General features: G+C 63.2%; 15 protein-coding genes. 5 read left to right on the top strand and 10 right to left on the bottom strand.

All coding sequences use genetic code 11. The features are described from left to right. Positions 1–8 precede the first annotated feature (8 nt). From pqqB to VIE67_RS10195, 5 genes are all read left to right on the top strand, one after another. Positions 9–914, top strand: a complete 906-nt coding sequence (gene pqqB, locus VIE67_RS10215; protein ID WP_332025845.1) for a pyrroloquinoline quinone biosynthesis protein PqqB — start codon at positions 9–11, stop codon at positions 912–914. Further along, positions 911–1,609, top strand: a complete 699-nt coding sequence (gene pqqC / locus VIE67_RS10210) for a pyrroloquinoline-quinone synthase PqqC (protein WP_332025843.1) — start codon at positions 911–913, stop codon at positions 1,607–1,609. The genes pqqB and pqqC overlap by 4 nt, the downstream gene beginning before the upstream one ends. After that, positions 1,606–1,890 (top strand): pyrroloquinoline quinone biosynthesis peptide chaperone PqqD, encoded by a 285-nt coding sequence (pqqD, locus tag VIE67_RS10205; RefSeq protein WP_332025842.1) that lies wholly within the window; start codon positions 1,606–1,608, stop codon positions 1,888–1,890. The genes pqqC and pqqD overlap by 4 nt, the downstream gene beginning before the upstream one ends. After that, positions 1,887–3,065, top strand: coding sequence for a pyrroloquinoline quinone biosynthesis protein PqqE (gene pqqE, locus VIE67_RS10200; protein WP_332025840.1), 1,179 nt, complete (start codon positions 1,887–1,889; stop codon positions 3,063–3,065). Before pqqD ends, pqqE begins: the two co-directional genes overlap by 4 nt. Positions 3,066–3,175: 110 nt before the next feature. Continuing rightward, complete coding sequence (locus tag VIE67_RS10195) at positions 3,176–4,474, top strand: PP2C family protein-serine/threonine phosphatase (protein ID WP_332025838.1); 1,299 nt, start codon at positions 3,176–3,178, stop codon at positions 4,472–4,474. A gap of 7 nt (positions 4,475–4,481) precedes the next feature. On the opposite strand, the gene VIE67_RS10190 is transcribed toward VIE67_RS10195, so the two are convergent. The 10 genes from VIE67_RS10190 to holA all read right to left on the bottom strand — a co-directional run bounded on the left by VIE67_RS10190 (position 4,482) and on the right by holA (position 16,149). Beyond that, positions 4,482–8,414 (bottom strand): YhdP family protein, encoded by a 3,933-nt coding sequence (locus tag VIE67_RS10190; protein WP_332025836.1) that lies wholly within the window; start codon positions 8,412–8,414, stop codon positions 4,482–4,484. Between the two features lie 153 nt (positions 8,415–8,567). Further along, positions 8,568–10,046: a ribonuclease G gene (rng, locus tag VIE67_RS10185; protein WP_332025834.1), complete on the bottom strand. Its 1,479-nt coding sequence runs from the start codon at positions 10,044–10,046 to the stop codon at positions 8,568–8,570. Between the two features lie 81 nt (positions 10,047–10,127). Further along, positions 10,128–10,703 (bottom strand): Maf family protein, encoded by a 576-nt coding sequence (locus tag VIE67_RS10180; RefSeq protein ID WP_332025833.1) that lies wholly within the window; start codon positions 10,701–10,703, stop codon positions 10,128–10,130. 148 nt (positions 10,704–10,851) lie between these two features. Continuing rightward, on the bottom strand, positions 10,852–11,322 hold the full coding sequence (gene rlmH, locus VIE67_RS10175) for a 23S rRNA (pseudouridine(1915)-N(3))-methyltransferase RlmH (protein ID WP_332025831.1): 471 nt from the start codon (positions 11,320–11,322) through the stop codon (positions 10,852–10,854). Between the two features lie 27 nt (positions 11,323–11,349). Beyond that, positions 11,350–11,610, bottom strand: coding sequence for a hypothetical protein (locus VIE67_RS10170; protein WP_332025829.1), 261 nt, complete (start codon positions 11,608–11,610; stop codon positions 11,350–11,352). Positions 11,611–11,620: 10 nt separating this feature from the next. Next, positions 11,621–11,959 (bottom strand): ribosome silencing factor, encoded by a 339-nt coding sequence (gene rsfS, locus VIE67_RS10165; RefSeq protein ID WP_332025858.1) that lies wholly within the window; start codon positions 11,957–11,959, stop codon positions 11,621–11,623. A gap of 231 nt (positions 11,960–12,190) precedes the next feature. Further along, complete coding sequence (locus VIE67_RS10160) at positions 12,191–13,828, bottom strand: hypothetical protein (RefSeq protein WP_332025827.1); 1,638 nt, start codon at positions 13,826–13,828, stop codon at positions 12,191–12,193. A gap of 36 nt (positions 13,829–13,864) precedes the next feature. Continuing rightward, the gene (locus VIE67_RS10155) at positions 13,865–14,134 is read right to left on the bottom strand and encodes a hypothetical protein (protein WP_332025825.1); all 270 of its coding nucleotides are present in this window, start codon (positions 14,132–14,134) and stop codon (positions 13,865–13,867) included. 163 nt (positions 14,135–14,297) lie between these two features. Continuing rightward, positions 14,298–14,936: a nicotinate-nucleotide adenylyltransferase gene (gene nadD, locus VIE67_RS10150; protein WP_332025823.1), complete on the bottom strand. Its 639-nt coding sequence runs from the start codon at positions 14,934–14,936 to the stop codon at positions 14,298–14,300. A 172-nt stretch (positions 14,937–15,108) separates the two neighbouring features. After that, positions 15,109–16,149 (bottom strand): DNA polymerase III subunit delta, encoded by a 1,041-nt coding sequence (gene holA / locus VIE67_RS10145; RefSeq protein ID WP_332025821.1) that lies wholly within the window; start codon positions 16,147–16,149, stop codon positions 15,109–15,111. Positions 16,150–16,252 lie beyond the last annotated feature (103 nt).

Genomic DNA, 16,252 nt, shown 5'->3' with positions numbered 1-16,252 from the left:
GAATTCATGTGCTCGGCTCCGCCGCCGGCGGCGGCTTTCCGCAATGGAACTGCAACTGCCGCAACTGCGACGGTGTGCGCCGTGGCACGATCAAGGCGCAGGCGCGCACGCAATCGTCGATCGCGCTGAGCGGCAATCAAACCGACTGGCTGCTGTGCAATGCATCGCCGGATATTCTCGGCCAACTGCGTGCATTCCCCGAACTGCAACCGGCGCGAGCGATCCGCGACAGTGCGATTCGCAGCGTGCTGCTGATGGACGCGCAAATCGATCACGTCACCGGTCTGTACATGCTGCGCGAGCATCGCCAGCCGCTGGATATCTGGTGCACCGAACCCGTACGTGAGGACCTCGAACGCGGCAATCCCCTGTTCCACCTGCTCAAGCATTATTGCGGCGTTGCCTGGCACCCGATTCCGCTCGATGGCTCGCACTTCACGATGCCGCAGATTCCAGGGCTGGAGTTCAGCGCCCTGCCCCTGCGCAGCAATGCGCCACCGTATTCGCCGCATCGCGATCGACCGGTCGCCGGCGACAATATCGGTCTGTCGATCGAGAGCACGGTCAGCGGCAAGCGCCTGTTCTATGCACCGGGGGTCGGCGATATCGAACCTGCGCTGTGGCACGCGATGACGCGCGCCGATGCACTGCTGATCGACGGCACCTGTTTCCACGACGACGAACTGATCACGCTGGGCGTGTCGAAAAAGCGTGCGCGCGACATGGGTCATCTGCCGCAAGCGGGCGCAGGCGGCATGCTCGAACAGCTTGCGCGCCTGCCCGCGGCCACGCGAAAAATCCTGATCCACATCAACAATACCAATCCGATCCTCGACGAAGACAGCACCGAACATGCGCAGGTGCGCGCGGCGGGCATCGAATTGGCCCACGACGGCATGGATTTCCAACTATGAGCGGCAGCGCCTGGAATCACGAGGAATTCGAGGCTCGCCTGCGCGAGCGCGGCAAGGCCTACCACATCCATCATCCGTTCAACCGCATGCTCAACGAAGGGCGCGCAACGCGCGAACAGATTCGCGGCTGGGTCGCGAACCGCTACTACTACCAGATCGCGATTCCGGTCAAGGACGCGGCGGTCTTGTCGAACTGCCCGGATCGCGCAATGCGGCGCGAGTGGATCCAGCGCATTCTCGATCACGACGGCCACGGCGACGACGCCGGCGGCATCGAAGCCTGGCTGCGGCTCGGCCTGGCGGTCGGCCTCGCGCGCGAGGAAATCGACGATCTGCGCCATGTCGTGCCCGGCGTGCGTTTCGCGGTCGATGCCTACGTGAATTTCGCGCGGCGCGCGCCGTGGCAGGAAGCGATGTGTTCCTCGCTGACCGAATTGTTCGCGCCGAAGATCCACAAGGAACGCCTGGCGAGCTGGCCAGAGCACTATCCATGGATCGAATCGGAAGGCTTGCAGTATTTCCGCAACCGCACGACGCAGGCGCGGCGCGATGTCGAACAGGCGCTCGCGGTGACGCTCGGTTATTTCACCACTCGCGCACTGCAGGAACACGCGCTCGATATCCTGCAGTTCAAGCTCGACATCCTGTGGACGATGAACGATGCGATGGCGCTGAAGTACGGAGTTGCGTCGTGACCACCGCGACCGCGATCGACGCCGGCAGCGTTCCGCGCCTCGCGCCGCATTTCCGGCTGCAATGGGAGCCGGCGCAGAATGCGCACGTGCTGCTATATCCCGAAGGCATGGTGAAACTCAACGGCAGCGCCGGCGAAATTCTGAAGCGCTGCGATGGTGCGGCGGCCGTGAGCGCCATCATCGCGGAGCTGGAAAAGACTTTCGAGACGAGTGGACTGTCGAGCGACGTGCTCGCGTTTCTGGAAATCGCCGCGAAACAACATTGGGTGGAATTCGCATGAGCGCCGTGATCGCCGCCGAAGCCGTCAAGCAAGACGCTGTGTCAGCCATTGCAGCTGCTCCAATCGGCCCGCCGCACTGGCTGCTCGCCGAACTCACCTATCGTTGCCCCTTGCATTGCGCGTTCTGCTTCAACCCGGTCGATTTCACCCAGCACGACAAGGAGCTGTCCACCGACGACTGGTTGCGCGTCCTGCGCGAGGCGCGCGCGCTCGGCGCGGTGCAATGCGGCTTTTCCGGCGGCGAACCGCTGCAGCGCGACGATCTGGAAATCCTCGTCGCCGAAGCACGCGCGCTCGGCTACTACACGAACCTGCTCACCTCGGGCATCGGTTTCAACGAGCAGCGCGCGGAAAAATTGAAAGCCGCGGGCCTCGATCATATCCAGCTGTCGTTTCAGGATTCGACGCGCGAAGTGAACGATTTCCTGTCCTCGACACGCACCTTCGATCTCAAGCGCAAGGCCGCCGCCTCGATCAAGCAGCATGGCTGGCCGATGGTGATGAACTGCGTGATCCACCGGCTCAACATCGATCACATCGAGCGCATCATCGAACTGGCGGTCGAACTCGACGCGCAATATCTCGAACTGGCCAATGTGCAGTTCTATTCCTGGGCACAGATCAATCGCGATCAGTTGCTGCCGACGCGCGAACAGTTGCAGCGCGCCGAGGAAGTCACTCGATGCTGGCGCGAAAAGCTCGGCAGCAAGATGAAACTGATCTTCGTCGTGCCCGACTACTACGAAACGCGCCCGAAGAAATGCATGAACGGCTGGGGCAATATTTTCCTGACCATCACCCCCGACGGCGCCGCCTTGCCGTGCCATACCGCGCGCATGCTGCCGGGCATGGCGTTCCCGAATGTGCGCGACAGCAGCGTGCGCGAAATCTGGTACGAATCCGAAGGCTTCAACCGCTACCGCGGCACCGGCTGGATGAAGGAACCCTGCGTCAGTTGCCCGGAGCGCGAAAAGGATTACGGTGGCTGCCGCTGCCAGGCCTATATGCTCGCGCAGGATCCCGCGACGGCCGATCCGGTTTGCGATAAATCGCCGTATCACGCCGTGGTGACGGGCATCGTCGAACAGGCGCAGCGGCGACGCTCCGAAACCGAGGTCAAGCCGTTGCTGTTCCGCACGCCGCTCGAATCGAAGCGCCTCGCACGACCGTTCTGATTCGACGCCGACGCGTGTCGGAGGACGCAGCATCAGCACCACATCTGCGGTCGCTCAGGTGCGCGTAGCGACTGCATGACGCAAGCGGGTGCATCAGTCACAATGGCCGCATGCCGGCGACTCCACTGTTCGATCGCGTACTCAGACTGAGTGCCTTTGATGGCGATTCGCGCGCGGGCCTGCTCGCCTTGCATGCGTATTTTGCGGTCGACTTTCCGGATTGCTCGCTGGCCCTGCTGCTGGCCCACGGACAGGGTCCTGGACGTTGCCGCCTGACCGGACTGATCGGTCCGGACGGCACCGAGCACATGGCGAACGTGAACCCGGGCGGCGATCACGGCGAATTGCCGCTGTTCGACGACGCGCTCGCCGCGCGTCTGATCGACGCAACCCAGGCGCATGTCGTTGCCGTCGCACCCGGCGAACGCAGCTTGCCGCTGGCGCAGGCGTTGTTCGCGCCGGCCAGTGTGCTCGCGGTGCCTGTGGCCAACGATGGCCAACTCAGCCACTGGCTCGTTTTCGGCAGCACGCTCGCGCAGCGCTTCGCCCAGGTGGATCGCGACCGCCTGCTGTTGCACGTCAACCTCGCCGCCAGCCTGATCGTGCGTCCGGCCGCGCTGCGTGCGCTGACCGCGGAAACCCGCCGCCAGCGCCATGAAATCGAGGGTCTGGCCGATATCCAGAAACTGCTGCTGCCGGACAATCCGCAAATCGGCGGACTCGACTACGCGGTGCACTGGCAACCCGCCGCGACCGCGGCGGGCGATTACTACGAGATGAGCAACCTCACCGAATTCGCGCCGCCGGATTTCGTGGCCAATGGCAGGGATATCTGGGGCGTCATCATCGGCGATGTCTCCGGCCACGGGGTCGCCGCCGCGGCCGAAGCGGTGCAGTTCGATGCGATCATGCGCACCTATCAGGGCGACGATGATACGCAGCAGCCGGCTGCGGCCATGTCCTACGCCAACCGTTATTTCTTTTCGCGCCGCAATCGCGGTCATTTCATGACCGTGTTCGCCCTGATCTATCGGCCGGATACGCGTCACTTGAGTTACCTGAGTGCGGGCCATCCGCCGCTGTTGCACCGGCGTGACGGCAGGGTCCAGTTGCTCGGCGAAAGCGATCAGATTCCGCTCGGCGTCCTGCGCGACTTCGAGTACCAGAACAATGTATACAATGCAGAAAATGGCGACATCCTGATTTTGTATACCGACGGCATCGTCGAGGCACGCGACGCGCACGGGCGCGAATTCGGCCTCGAGCGCCTGCGCGAACTCGCCGCGCAGGGTCCAGCCGAATCGCCGCAGGCGCTGTGCGACGCGCTGGTCGCCGCCGTACAGGCGCACCAAGGCGGCGCATTCGGCACCGACGATCAGACCCTGCTCGTGCTGCGCATCGGGAACTAAGCGCAGATCAGCCCGCTGCGGGCGTACTTTTCTTCGTCGCCGCAGCGGGATTCGCCGGCACCTTTTTCGGATTCGCGCTGACGCTGGCTACCTTGACGATGCTCGGCTTGTCCCAGGTGCCGGTCACCTTGTAATCGACCCGGGTGACGGCGTTGATCTGGTTCTTGAACACGGTCTGCAACACCGCGCCCGCAGCCGCGCCGACCGGTCCGCCGACGAGCGCACCGCCGACGAGCAACGAACCGCCGACATGCGGCGTGACTTCGACGATCTGATCCCAGTCGCGCGTTTTCAGGCCCATGCTGCCCTTCAGGCGCATGTCCGCGGTCGGACTTTTGACTTCGAGGTTCTCGGTATAGGCATAGCCGTCGGTCAGGGTGAACGTGCCGGCGATCGAATCGAAACTGTAGCCTTTGTTGAACAGGTCGCCGAAGTCGAATGCGAGCCGGCGCGGAATCGCCGCCAGGTTGAGCAGGCCGCCGATGCGCCCGGCACCGAGTTCGACATCCGGAATGCGCCCCTCGGCGATGTTCACCTTGAGCGCGCCGCCGTTGATCTTGTTGAGCGCGAAGGCCGATGGCGGGCCGGCCCAACTCGCGTCGACATGCGCAACGATCTGGCCGCCGTCGATCAGGCCGGGGCTGCCGAGCGCGTCGAGCATGTGGCCGAGGTTCTGCGCCGACAGGTCGATGCCGAAAGTCGACCGGTGGTAGCCGTTTCTGCGCGTCCAGTCGCCGTGCGCACGCATGTCGATATCGCGTGAATGGGTGGTTATCTGGTCGAAGTGCATGCCGTCGGCGATCGGCACGCTCTCCATCGTCGCCTCGCCGTACGTTGCCTTGCCAAGATGGAAATCGCCGATGTGGATATGCAGCGGCGGAATCGCCGCGGGGTTCAGCGGCGACGTCGCATCATCCTGTGCGGCTACACCCGGCACCGGCTCCGGCCCTGCTGGCCAATAGAGCCGCTTCAAATCCGCGCTGATGCCGCGCTGGCGCAGATCCTTGCGCGGAATGCTCAAATTTCCCTCGATGTTCGCGCCGTCGAACGCTAGCTCGGTCGTGTCCGGGCGCGTAGTCAGTTTGATATTGCCTTCGCCGAACGAACGATCCCAGGCCTGCACCGAAGGCGTGTGCATATCGATGCGATCGAGCACGCCTTCGTTGCTGCCGGTACCGTTGCTGGCGAAATCCATCCAGCCGGAAACATCGACCTGACCGGTAGCGCCGGTGATCGTCATTCCCGACTTGGGCAAGGCCGCCTTCGCCTCGCCGCCGAACTGCACATTGGCCACGAACGGCGTGGTCAGCGCCGGCAGACGTCCGCGCATCGTCAGGATATCGCCGAGGCGCAGATTGAGATCGGCGCCGATGAACGGCAGGGTCAGGGTCAGTTTCAGCGGCAGTGCACTGTCGGCGGATTTGGCCAGCGGTTGCGGCAGATCGATGCGCACCCCGCGCAGATCCGAGGTCAGGGTGAGGCGCTGGCCGCTATCGTTTGCCTTGCTACCCTGTTCGGCATCCTGATCGGCACTGAACAACGCGGTCCAATTCGCATCGCCGCTTGTATACTTCTGGTATTCGTTCAGCGCCGGCGCATAGTCGAGCACGTTGCCGACCGGCAGGCGCGTCTCAACTTTCGCCTCGACCACATGCTGCGCATTGGCGACGTAACCGCCGACCGCGAGAGAAAATTTCGCCGGCTTGTCGTGAAATGTCGTCGCCAGCTCGTCGGCGGAGAAGCCGCTGCGATTGAAGCGCAGCGCACCGTTCGCTTTGTCGAAGCGCAAGGCGTATTTCGCATCGCTCAGATTCGCGTCGTCGAGCTGGGCCTTGCCGTCGAGAGTGAAGCTCTCGATCGGCTTCATCGGCGCATGCAGGATGAAATCGACCTTGCCATGCCCGCCGATATCGACGCCCTGCAGGGCCGCGGCGTACGTCGTGCCGAGCGGCGTGGCCTTGATGAAACCAAGCAGATCGCGCCCTGCGCCTTGTCCACTCAGGTTCACATCGAGCGTGCCTTCGCCGTAATCGGTGACGTCGACACTGGCCTTGTTGATCTTGTTGCCTTGTGCGGTGCCTGCGTCGATGTCGACATGCAGGCCGGTGTTGACGAAATCCGTCAGCGCGTGGCCGTGCTCGACGGCGGGCCAGTCGGCGAGATACTTGAGGCGAAAGTCCTCGATCTCCGCCACCCCTTCGAAGCGGCCGGCGTTGTTGCGGAACGGCCAGTCGGCGAGATTGCCGCGGAACACCGCGCGTCCGCCAACGATGCGTCCGCCGGCGAGCGCGCGATCGAGCCAGCTGACGGCGCTGGGCGGCATGATATTGATCGGCCAGAACAGATGCGAGGCGGGCACCTCGGCATGGGTGAGCAAGTTGTACAGATCCAGCGTCGGGCGCGTGCCGTCGTCGGCGATCTCGACTGCGCCGCGCAGTTCGCCGCCATAGGTCTTGCCCTCGTTCGCACCCTCGTAGGCCAGCGCGTCGGTTTCCACGCGCCACGCATCGTCGCCACGATAGGCGACGATGCTGCCGGACAGATCGGAGAATGCCAACGCCTGGCGAAACACGCGCGGTACGGAAACGCTCACCGCGTTGTGCCGCGGCAGATCGACGCTGAGCGCATCCTGATCGCCACGCAACACACCGCTGAATCCACTCAGACCGGGCAGCTTGTCGACGGAATGCCAGGCGAACGCGTCGAAGCTCGCGGCTACATCGTAGTTCTGCGCATCGACATAGCGCAGCGTCGCCAGGCTGAGGCTGCCATCCGGATTGCCCGCGTAAAGCCAGCGCCGCACTCCGGCGGGCAAGGTGTCGACCAGCATCGCCGTGCTCGTCACCGCACCGATGTCGATGGCGCTCAGGGTGGCGGCGTATTCGGGCGCGTTTTCGTCGCTGCCCGCGCTGCGGCGCAAATGTGCCGCGCCGGTATTCGCGCCGACGCCCTGGCGTTCAACGACGAGATCGGCGATATCCGCGCTCCAGCCGTCGGTTTCGCGCTGCCAGCGCGCGCCGAACGCGACGCGATCGAAACTGATGTGTGGGGAATAACTGTGCTTGTCGTCAAGCGCGATCGCGGTTCGCGTCTCCAGCACCATGTCGGCCAGATCGATCTCGGCGCGCACTCGAGTCAGTTCGCCCTGTTCGACCCATGCCCAGAACTGCCCGCGCCCCTTGCCGCGATCGAGCACCAGCCCGGCGAGCGGATAGCCGCGCAGGATCGCGGCGAGGTCGAGATCCTTGCCGCCGAGATAGGCCCGGCCCGAGTGATCGGCACTGGAGTATTCGATCACCGCATCGATCGGCGGCGATGCGGTGGCGAGATTCTTCACGCGCGTGACCAGACGATGACGATCGCCCTGATTGATCAGGCGTGCTTCGTCGGCGCCGAGCTTGAAGTGTTTATCGTGCTCCAGATCGTCGATGTTCAGGCGCGCATCGCGCAGTACCAGCGTGCCGAGGCCGAACAACGGATTGTCGTCGAGGCTGAAGCCCTGCTTGTCGTCGTCTGCGCTGTTATCCATGCCGCGCAATTGCCACTGACCATCCACATCGCGCACCAGATCGACTTCGATCCCCGCGAGCCGAAACTCGTTCCAGCTCGTATTGCGCCGCAGCCATGCGAAAAAGTTCAGTTTTATACCCGCGCTCGCGATCGTCAGCGGCAGCGTGCCGGGTTTGGCAGCGCCCAGGTGCAGCCCGGTCAGGCTGAGCAAAGGACCGTTGCGTTCCCAATGCGTGTCGACGCGGTCGATCGTCACCGGCCGGTGCAGGCGTTCGCTCAGCAGCGCGCTGACCTTTTCGGGGTGGCTGGCCACCCAGGGCAGCGCAAGCTGGATCAGGCCGATGCAGATGCCGATCATGATGATCGCCGCCGCAAGCAGTCCCGACAACCACAGGCGAATGCGGTGCAGGCGGCGGCGCCCTTCAGTCATGAACAAAGAAGTCCCAGGGCTGAGGGCTGAGGGCTGACAAACTGGCCACGCAATTGTTCTTGTCCGGCGTCACACGCACGCAGCGGTTGCAAACGGGACTGACGGCGACGCGGGGCTGCTCTGCGCACTCGGCCCTCAGCCCTCAGCCCTGCTCTACAGCAGCACCACATCGTACTGCTCCTGCGCGTAGTGTTCTTCGGGTTGGAAACGGATCGTCTTGCCGGTGAATTCCTCGAGTTCGGCGACGGCGGCGGACTCTTCGTCGAGGATGCGCGCGACCACCCGGGGCGCTGCGAGCACGAGCAGTTTCTCCGCATCGAACTGGCGTACCGCGCGCGTGATTTCGCGGAAGATCTCGTAGGTGATGGTTTCCGAAGTCTTGACGCTGCCGCGGCCTTCGCAGGCCGGACAGGGTTCGCACAGTTGCCGCTCGAGGCTCTCGACCGTGCGCTTGCGCGTCATCTCGACCAGGCCCAGATGCGACATCTCGTACACCGTGGTCTTGGCGTGATCCTTGACCAGCGCCTTCTCCAGGAAACGCAGCACCTGGCGCTTGTGCTCGGCGTCGATCATGTCGATGAAGTCGATGATGATGATGCCGCCAAGATTGCGCAGGCGCAGCTGGCGCGCGGCGGCTTGCGCCGCTTCGAGATTGGTCTTGTACACCGTCTCCTCGAGGTTGCGATGACCGAGGAAGGCGCCGGTGTTTACGTCAATGGTCGTCATCGCTTCGGTCTGGTCGATAATCAGGTATCCACCCGACTTCAATGGCACTTCCTTCTTGAGCGCACGCTGAATCTCGTCTTCGACCCCGTATAAATCGAAAATCGGCCGCTCGCCGGAATAGTGCTCGATGCGCTCGGCCAGCTCGGGCATGAACTGGCGGGTGAAGCTCACAGTCTTGTCGAAGGTCTCATGCGAATCCACGCGCAACTTTTCCACATCGCTGCGCATGAGATCGCGCAACGCGCGCAGCGGCAGCGACAGATCCTCGTAAACGCGCTGGCCGACGCCGACGCTGGCCATGTTGTCGCGGATCGACTGCCAGACCCGGCCCAGATAGGCGACGTCCTCGGCCAGCGCCTCGCGCGTCTGTCCTTCGGCGTTGGTGCGCACGATGTAGCCCAGATGCTCCTCGCCGGTCAGCTCAAGCAGCAATTCCTTCAGGCGCGCGCGTTCGCTCTCGTCCTCGATGCGCACGGAGACGCCGATCATCTTCGCGTATGGCAACAGCACCAGATAGCGCGACGGGATCGACAGATGCGTAGTCAGGCGCGCGCCCTTGCTGCCGATCGGGTCCTTGACCACCTGCACGACGATGTCCTGGCCCTCGTGCACGAGTTCGCTGATCGGCGGCGTCGGCACCGGGCCGTTCTCTGCGCCTTCGACGATCAGCGTGGGCAGCGCGCGCACGATATCGTTCGCGTGCAGGAATGCGGCCCGCTCAAGACCCGCCTCGACGAATGCGGCCTGCATCCCGGGCATGACGCGGCTGACGCGGCCACGATAGATATTGCCGACATAACCGCGGCGCAGCGCACGTTCGATATGCACTTCCTGCAGCATGCCATTTTCGACCACCGCCACGCGGGTTTCGCGCGGAGTGACGTTGATCAGGATTTCTTCAGACACGGCAGATACTTCGCGAATTTTTCTTACCGTGTTTATAGCTTGGCCGGGCGGCGTTTGTCGAATCGCACCGCGCTCTCTGGATCATGCGCACGCGGCAATCCCGAATCGCCGCAACAAGCCCATCGTTTCGAACATCGGCAGGCCCATCACCCCCGAGTAACTGCCGTCGAGCCGGCTGATGAACGCCGCCGCCCTGCCCTGCACCGCGTATGCGCCCGCCCGGTCCATCGGCTCGCCGGTATCGACATAGGCGACGATGTCGGCATCGTCGAGCGTGGCGAAGGTCACTCCGGTAACGCTCAGCGCATGCTCCTCGCGTCCCGCGCTGACGCACCACACCGCGGAGATCGCCCGGTGCGTGCGTCCCGACAAACGCCGCAGCATCGCGATCGCATGCGCGCGGTCGCGCGGCTTGCCGAACACCTCATCGTCGAGCACCACTTCGGTATCCGCACCGAGCACCACGGCGCCACTGACACCGGACAATTGCAGCAAGCCTGCGCCCGCCTTTTCGCGTGCCACGCGCCTCACATAGTCCTCCGGCGGCTCGCCGGGCGCGCGCACCTCCGGCACGTCGATCGGCACCGTGCCGAAACGCAAGCCGACCTGTTCGAGCAGTTCGCGCCGGCGCGGGGATTGGGAAGCAAGATAGAGCATGAGACCAGAAATCTGTCCAAGAACCGTAGCGAGCGAAGGCAGTTTGCGCGTCGCCGGAGCGCAGGACGCGGAGTGTACACGTCAGTACATGAGCAGTCCGAGCACCACCGGCGCGCAAAATGCCGAGCGCACAGGTTCTTGGACAGATTCAGGCGCGGTGATAGGGATGGTTATTGAGCAGGCTGACCGCACGGTAAAGCTGCTCGGCCAGCATGATGCGCACGAGTGGATGCGGCAGCGTAGCCGGACCGAGCGACCAGTGCTGCTGCGCGCGCTCCAGCGCAGCCGGCGCGAGCCCCTCGGGGCCGCCGATCAGGAACGCCAGATCGCTGCCCTGCATGCGCCAACGCGCGAGCTGCTCGGCAAGCTGTTCGCTGCTGAAGGATTTGCCGCGCCCGTCCAGCGCGACCACGTGCGCGCCTTTCGGAATTGCCGCAAGCATCGCCGCGCCTTCGTCCGCGACAACCCGCGCGAGGTCATTGTTCCTGCCCCGCGACTTGGTGGAAATTTCCAGCAGTTGCAAAGGCAACTCGTGCGACAGGCGCTTGGCATACTCGGAATAACCTTCCGTTACCCAAGCAGGCATGCGCTCGCCGACGGCGATCAGGGTAGCGCGCATCCCGTCTCCTCGACGACTAATCGCAGGTCAGGCCGGGTATCTGCGCCATTCGAGGATGCGGAAGTCCTTGAAATAACAAATAGTGCCAATCATTACTGCAAGCGATCCGCTGCCGATGAACCAGCCTTGCGCGGCAGGTAACAAATAAGACAGCACCCAGCAAAGTGCATTGAAAATCCAGAAGCAGCACAGCTGGGACATTTGGATGTTGGCGCGACGGAAACTGGCAACGGACGCCAATGCAAAAAAGACAGTCATGCCAAGGTAGAAATAGAGATGCCAATCCATTTGTCCCTCCTCAACCCGCGTTCGCCGCCTTCGGCATGTCGTCGCCGACCGTCCATAGACGCTCGAGGCCATAGAACTCGCGGATGCGCGGCAGCATCACATGCACAATGATGTCGCCCAGATCGACAAGCACCCATTCGGCCTCGCGCTGACCTTCGACGCCGAGCGGCATCATGCCGGCCTTCTTGGCGTACTTGACCACTTCGTCGGCGATGGATTTGACGTGGCGCGTCGAGGTGCCGCTGGCGATGATGAGGATGTCGGCGATCGAGGTTTTGCCGCGCACATCGATTTCGTGCACGTCTTTCGCCTTGAGTTCGTCGAGCGCAAGAAGTACGCGCTGACGCAGATGCTCGACCGGATCGACGGGTGTTGCGGTTTTCTTGCGACTCCGGGAGGAAGTTTTCGCTTTCGCTGGTGTAGCCAAAAGGGGTTTCACCTCAGGTTGGGACAAGGGCGGGCCAACGCCCGCAGCCACAGAATATACGCCGATTTTGTGACAGGGGAAGGGTCGGATTCAGCAGCAGTGGCTCAGCACATTCCTCCGATTCACGCTGTGACCGATTCGGGCACCGACGCCTCACTGTGTGCAGGCCGCTGCCCCGGTCAATCGCCGCATCGGTTGATCGGTATTCCAACTGCCGGAAAGCGGTGGCTTCAATAGAAAATCGGTTACCAGATGGCCGCTGCTTGCGCTGTCGTAGACAAGCGTGACGCTGCCCAGCGGCTGCGCCGCGATCGGCACATAGATACATGCCGGACAAAAGCCTCTGGTCTGTCGAAAATCCATCGCCGCATTGGCGAGAAACGGCAAGGTATTGCCCACGCCCCAGCGCGCGATGCCCAGCTGGTCGTACAGATAAAACACATCGAACTGCTGTTCGGGCAACGCGAGCACATCGATGCCCGAACCCGACAGAGCCGGTGGATACCAGGCCCCGGTCAGATTTGTTGGCGTCCCGTTGAGGCTGGGGCAGGCTCCCGTGCGTGCAAGCAGGCCGAAACTCTCGCTGCCAGACTTGTCCTCCAGATACCAGGTAAAGACAAACTGGTTCGCCGCCGTTGGCGTCAGCAGAACCGTACCGACCCGAGTCAGGGCGTTCTTGCTGCCATTCCAGGCCGAGCGATACAACGGCGCCGTCCACCACCCCGAATTCGATGGCGGCGCCGCGGCCTGCGCCAGATACCAGGTCGGTGTGCCGTCCTCCATGTAGGTATACCAGAGCAGCATCTGCTGGCCGCCGGCCTGACTCAGGCTCACTCCATGCCCGGAGCGCTGCGCGTTGTAGTACAGCCCGGGAGCAAGCGTCGGCGTGACGATGTTGGCGAAAAAGTTGAGAGTTGGAAACGCGTCACTGGTATTGCTCAACTGGAACCAGGTGTTATCGGTCAGTGTGTCGCTGGTACTGGTATTCCTGGCATAGATATACCAACGACCGGCGCGCGGTTTATCGATGATGAAATTTCCATTGCCGTGCATCACCGACGAGGGCGTGGGAGCATCGGCAGTCTGTGGAGATGCGGATTGGCCAGGAAAATCGACGTGCTCGACGGTCCAGTCGAGATCGGAATAGTAGTCGTTGACCAGGCTCACCGTGATCGGCGCATAGCTTGCGGAGTTGGGCGGTAAATCGAAATACGCGCGCAGCATCGTCTGCCCGGGTTGCATTTGACCCGGCGACACGATGGTGTAATTCCAGGGATCGAAGCCGTTGAGCACATTGTTTGGCCGATTCTTGTCGGCAAACGCATAAGACGCCGACCACGCCAGGGGCAGAATGGCGGCATTGCCCTGGCCCTTGTTGCCGTCGCCATCGAACAGCACTGCGGCAAACAGGCCCGGGCTGGACGTGGCGGAAACCGGTAGCTCGATCGCGTTCGTCGCGGACATTGCGAGCATGCGCAGCTGGAAACTCGCACCGGCGCCAACTTGCCCCGGCCCGGTGACGAAGGTATTGCCGAAATTGGTGGGGTTCATCAGCAAGCCCGCCCAATTTACCGCGACCGAATCGACGCTGGAGCCACTCGACCTCACCACCTTGATCGTGTACTGCGGAACCTGCAAATTGGCGGCACGGATATCGGCCATGCACGTCGCCGCGGCGCCGGTATGCGCCATCGCCGTACACAAAGTGGTGAGCACGCCGCCCGCGGATCCCTGCGGCATAGAGATCGAAAGTTCGGTACCTGCGGCGGTGCCGGCAGGCAACACGGCCATCAGGATGTCCGCACGCGGCCGATAATCGAGGAAGCCTTACTCCGGCTCATTGACGGTGAACGTGCCGGATCGCGAGCTTCCTGAAACGTCTATCTGGATTGAATTGGCCGCGGTCAGGGTCGTGGCCTGAAATGCGGCATTCGGCAAGGCTGGCGATCCTGAGACGTTCACAATCGCGAAAAGCGGATCGTAGGCGTTGCTGACCTGGACGTTCACCTTGGTCAGCGGCAGAACGGTGGCTGCGCTTGCAGTAAGCACAAACAGGTTTGCAGAAACTGCGGCGAGCAGGCCTGGCAACGTTTTCATTGGCACTCCCTCGATTCGGGTCTCACTGAACAAGAGCAGGCTGAATGCACCCGCCAATGTAGAGGAGTTGCGGCGGCCTTAGTTCCATTGGCGCGCAGAAACTTGTTGCATCTCCGATGAGGCTAGCACGTGGTACACATTGATGATGCGATCAACCGCGCGTTTATTGACGACGGTAAATCCGCAAGATTTCCACATCGGCCAGCAGCGCGTCGGGAATCAGCCAGCGCGGTTCGCGCCCGTCGGCGAGCAGCGCGCGCACTGCGCTCGCGGAAATATCCAGCGGCGTGACCGGCAGGCTCAGCACCTTGCCACATGCGGATTCTCGCAGTTCGCTCGCGACGCGCACGCGGCGCGGACCGGCTTCGGCGACGAGTTCGGCAGGCCACGGCTCGGTGCGCCCTGGGCGCGTCAGCATCGCGATATGCGCTAGATCGAACAAGGCATGCCATTCGCGCCAAGTTGGTAAACCGCCGAACGCATCTGCGCCGACCAGCAAGATCAGCGATCGCTCATCGCCCACTTCGACGCGCATTCCGCGCAGCGTGTCGACCGTGTACGACGCGCCTGCGCGATCGAGCTCGCGCGTGTCCAACGTCAAACGCGATTGCCCCACCAACGCGCTGCGCAGCATGTCGACACGTTGCGCAGCGCTGGCGACCGGCGCGGGCCGATGCGGCGGTACGTGAGCGGGCATCAGGCGCACCTCGGCGTCCAGCGCCTCGGCCGCTTCCCAGGCAACACGCAGATGACCGTTGTGCACCGGATCGAAAGTGCCGCCGAGGATCGCGATGGGTTTCATGCGCAAACCAAACCCGGATGTCGCACTAAAAATCGCCCCCGTCCGCCTTCTGCACCTGCCCCTGCTCCTCGGAGGATGGGACAGGCAAACGATGGCCAAGTTGGAATCCTTCCCCTGCGCAGCGGGGGAAGGTGGCGGCAGCCGGAAGGGGGCCATTGCGACATCGAATGCACTATCCGGCTTTCAACATGCCCGCGCGCGGCTTGGCAATCGCGACCAGCAGCCGCTCGAATTCCAGCCACGCATCGCCAACTGCCTTGCGCGAATAGTCGAGCTCGCGGCCTTTGCCGATGCGATCGATGCGCGCGGCCTGGATCAGGCAGGCAACCCAGTGTGCGCGATCGGCGCGTGCGAGCGCCTTGCGCAACAGCGCCTCGCGCGGCGGCTTGATGTACTCGGCCTTGAATGCCGCGGCAGGGTTCCCACGTGCGCTGGACAGACGCGCAAGTAGCTGTAGTTGATTGAGTAGCCAACCGAGCAATCCGATGACCTGCTCGCCTTCCGCGCGCAGCCCAGCGAGGATGCGCAATGCACGCGCCGCATCGCCCGCGAGCGCGGCATCGACCAGCTTGAACACGTCGTAACGCGCGCTGTCGGCGACCAGATCTTCCAGCGTCGCCGCATCGAGCGGTTGGTCGCCGTGCAGCAGAACGAGCTTGTCGATTTCCTGCGCGGCGGCGAGCAGATTGCCTTCGATGCGCTCGGCCAGCGCATCGATCGCATCGCGGTCCGGTTTCAGACCACGCGAGGCCATGCGCTGACCAATCCAGTCCGTCAGCTCGTCAGCCTTGAGCGGCCAGAACGACACGAACACGCCGGCTTTTTCCACCGCGGCCACCCAAGCGGTAACTTGCGCCTTCGACCATTGCGTCGCGGTGATCAGCAGCACCGTGTCGGGCGGCGGGCGTTCGCAGAATTCGATGATCGCTGCGGCGCCTTCCTTGCCCGGCTTGCCGGTCGGCACGCGCAGGTCGATGAGCTTGCGCGTCGCGAACAACGACATGGAACTTGCGCTCTGGCTGAACGCATTCCAGTCGAAATTCGCATCCGCGTCGAGCACTTCTCGTTCGCTGTAGCCGAGTTCGCGTGCGCGTGCGCGCAGCGTGTCCGCGGCTTCGAGCAGCAACAGATGTTCTTCGCCGGCCAATAAATAAACCGGGCGCAACTCGGGTCCGGTCAACTGTTTGCGCAACGCGGGCAGAGTAGTCGGCATGGCGGCGCGCGGATTCGCGCTTACTGCGAGAACTTGCGCTCGAGTACGTCGATCTTGCGCATGATCGCCTGGGACATGTCGCGTTCCATCTCGCGGCGGATCA

Origin of the sequence: Rudaea sp., assembly GCF_036560865.1 — a bacterium.
Taxonomy (GTDB): domain Bacteria; phylum Pseudomonadota; class Gammaproteobacteria; order Xanthomonadales; family Rhodanobacteraceae; genus Rudaea.
This window is presented reverse-complemented; position numbering and strand designations above follow the sequence as displayed.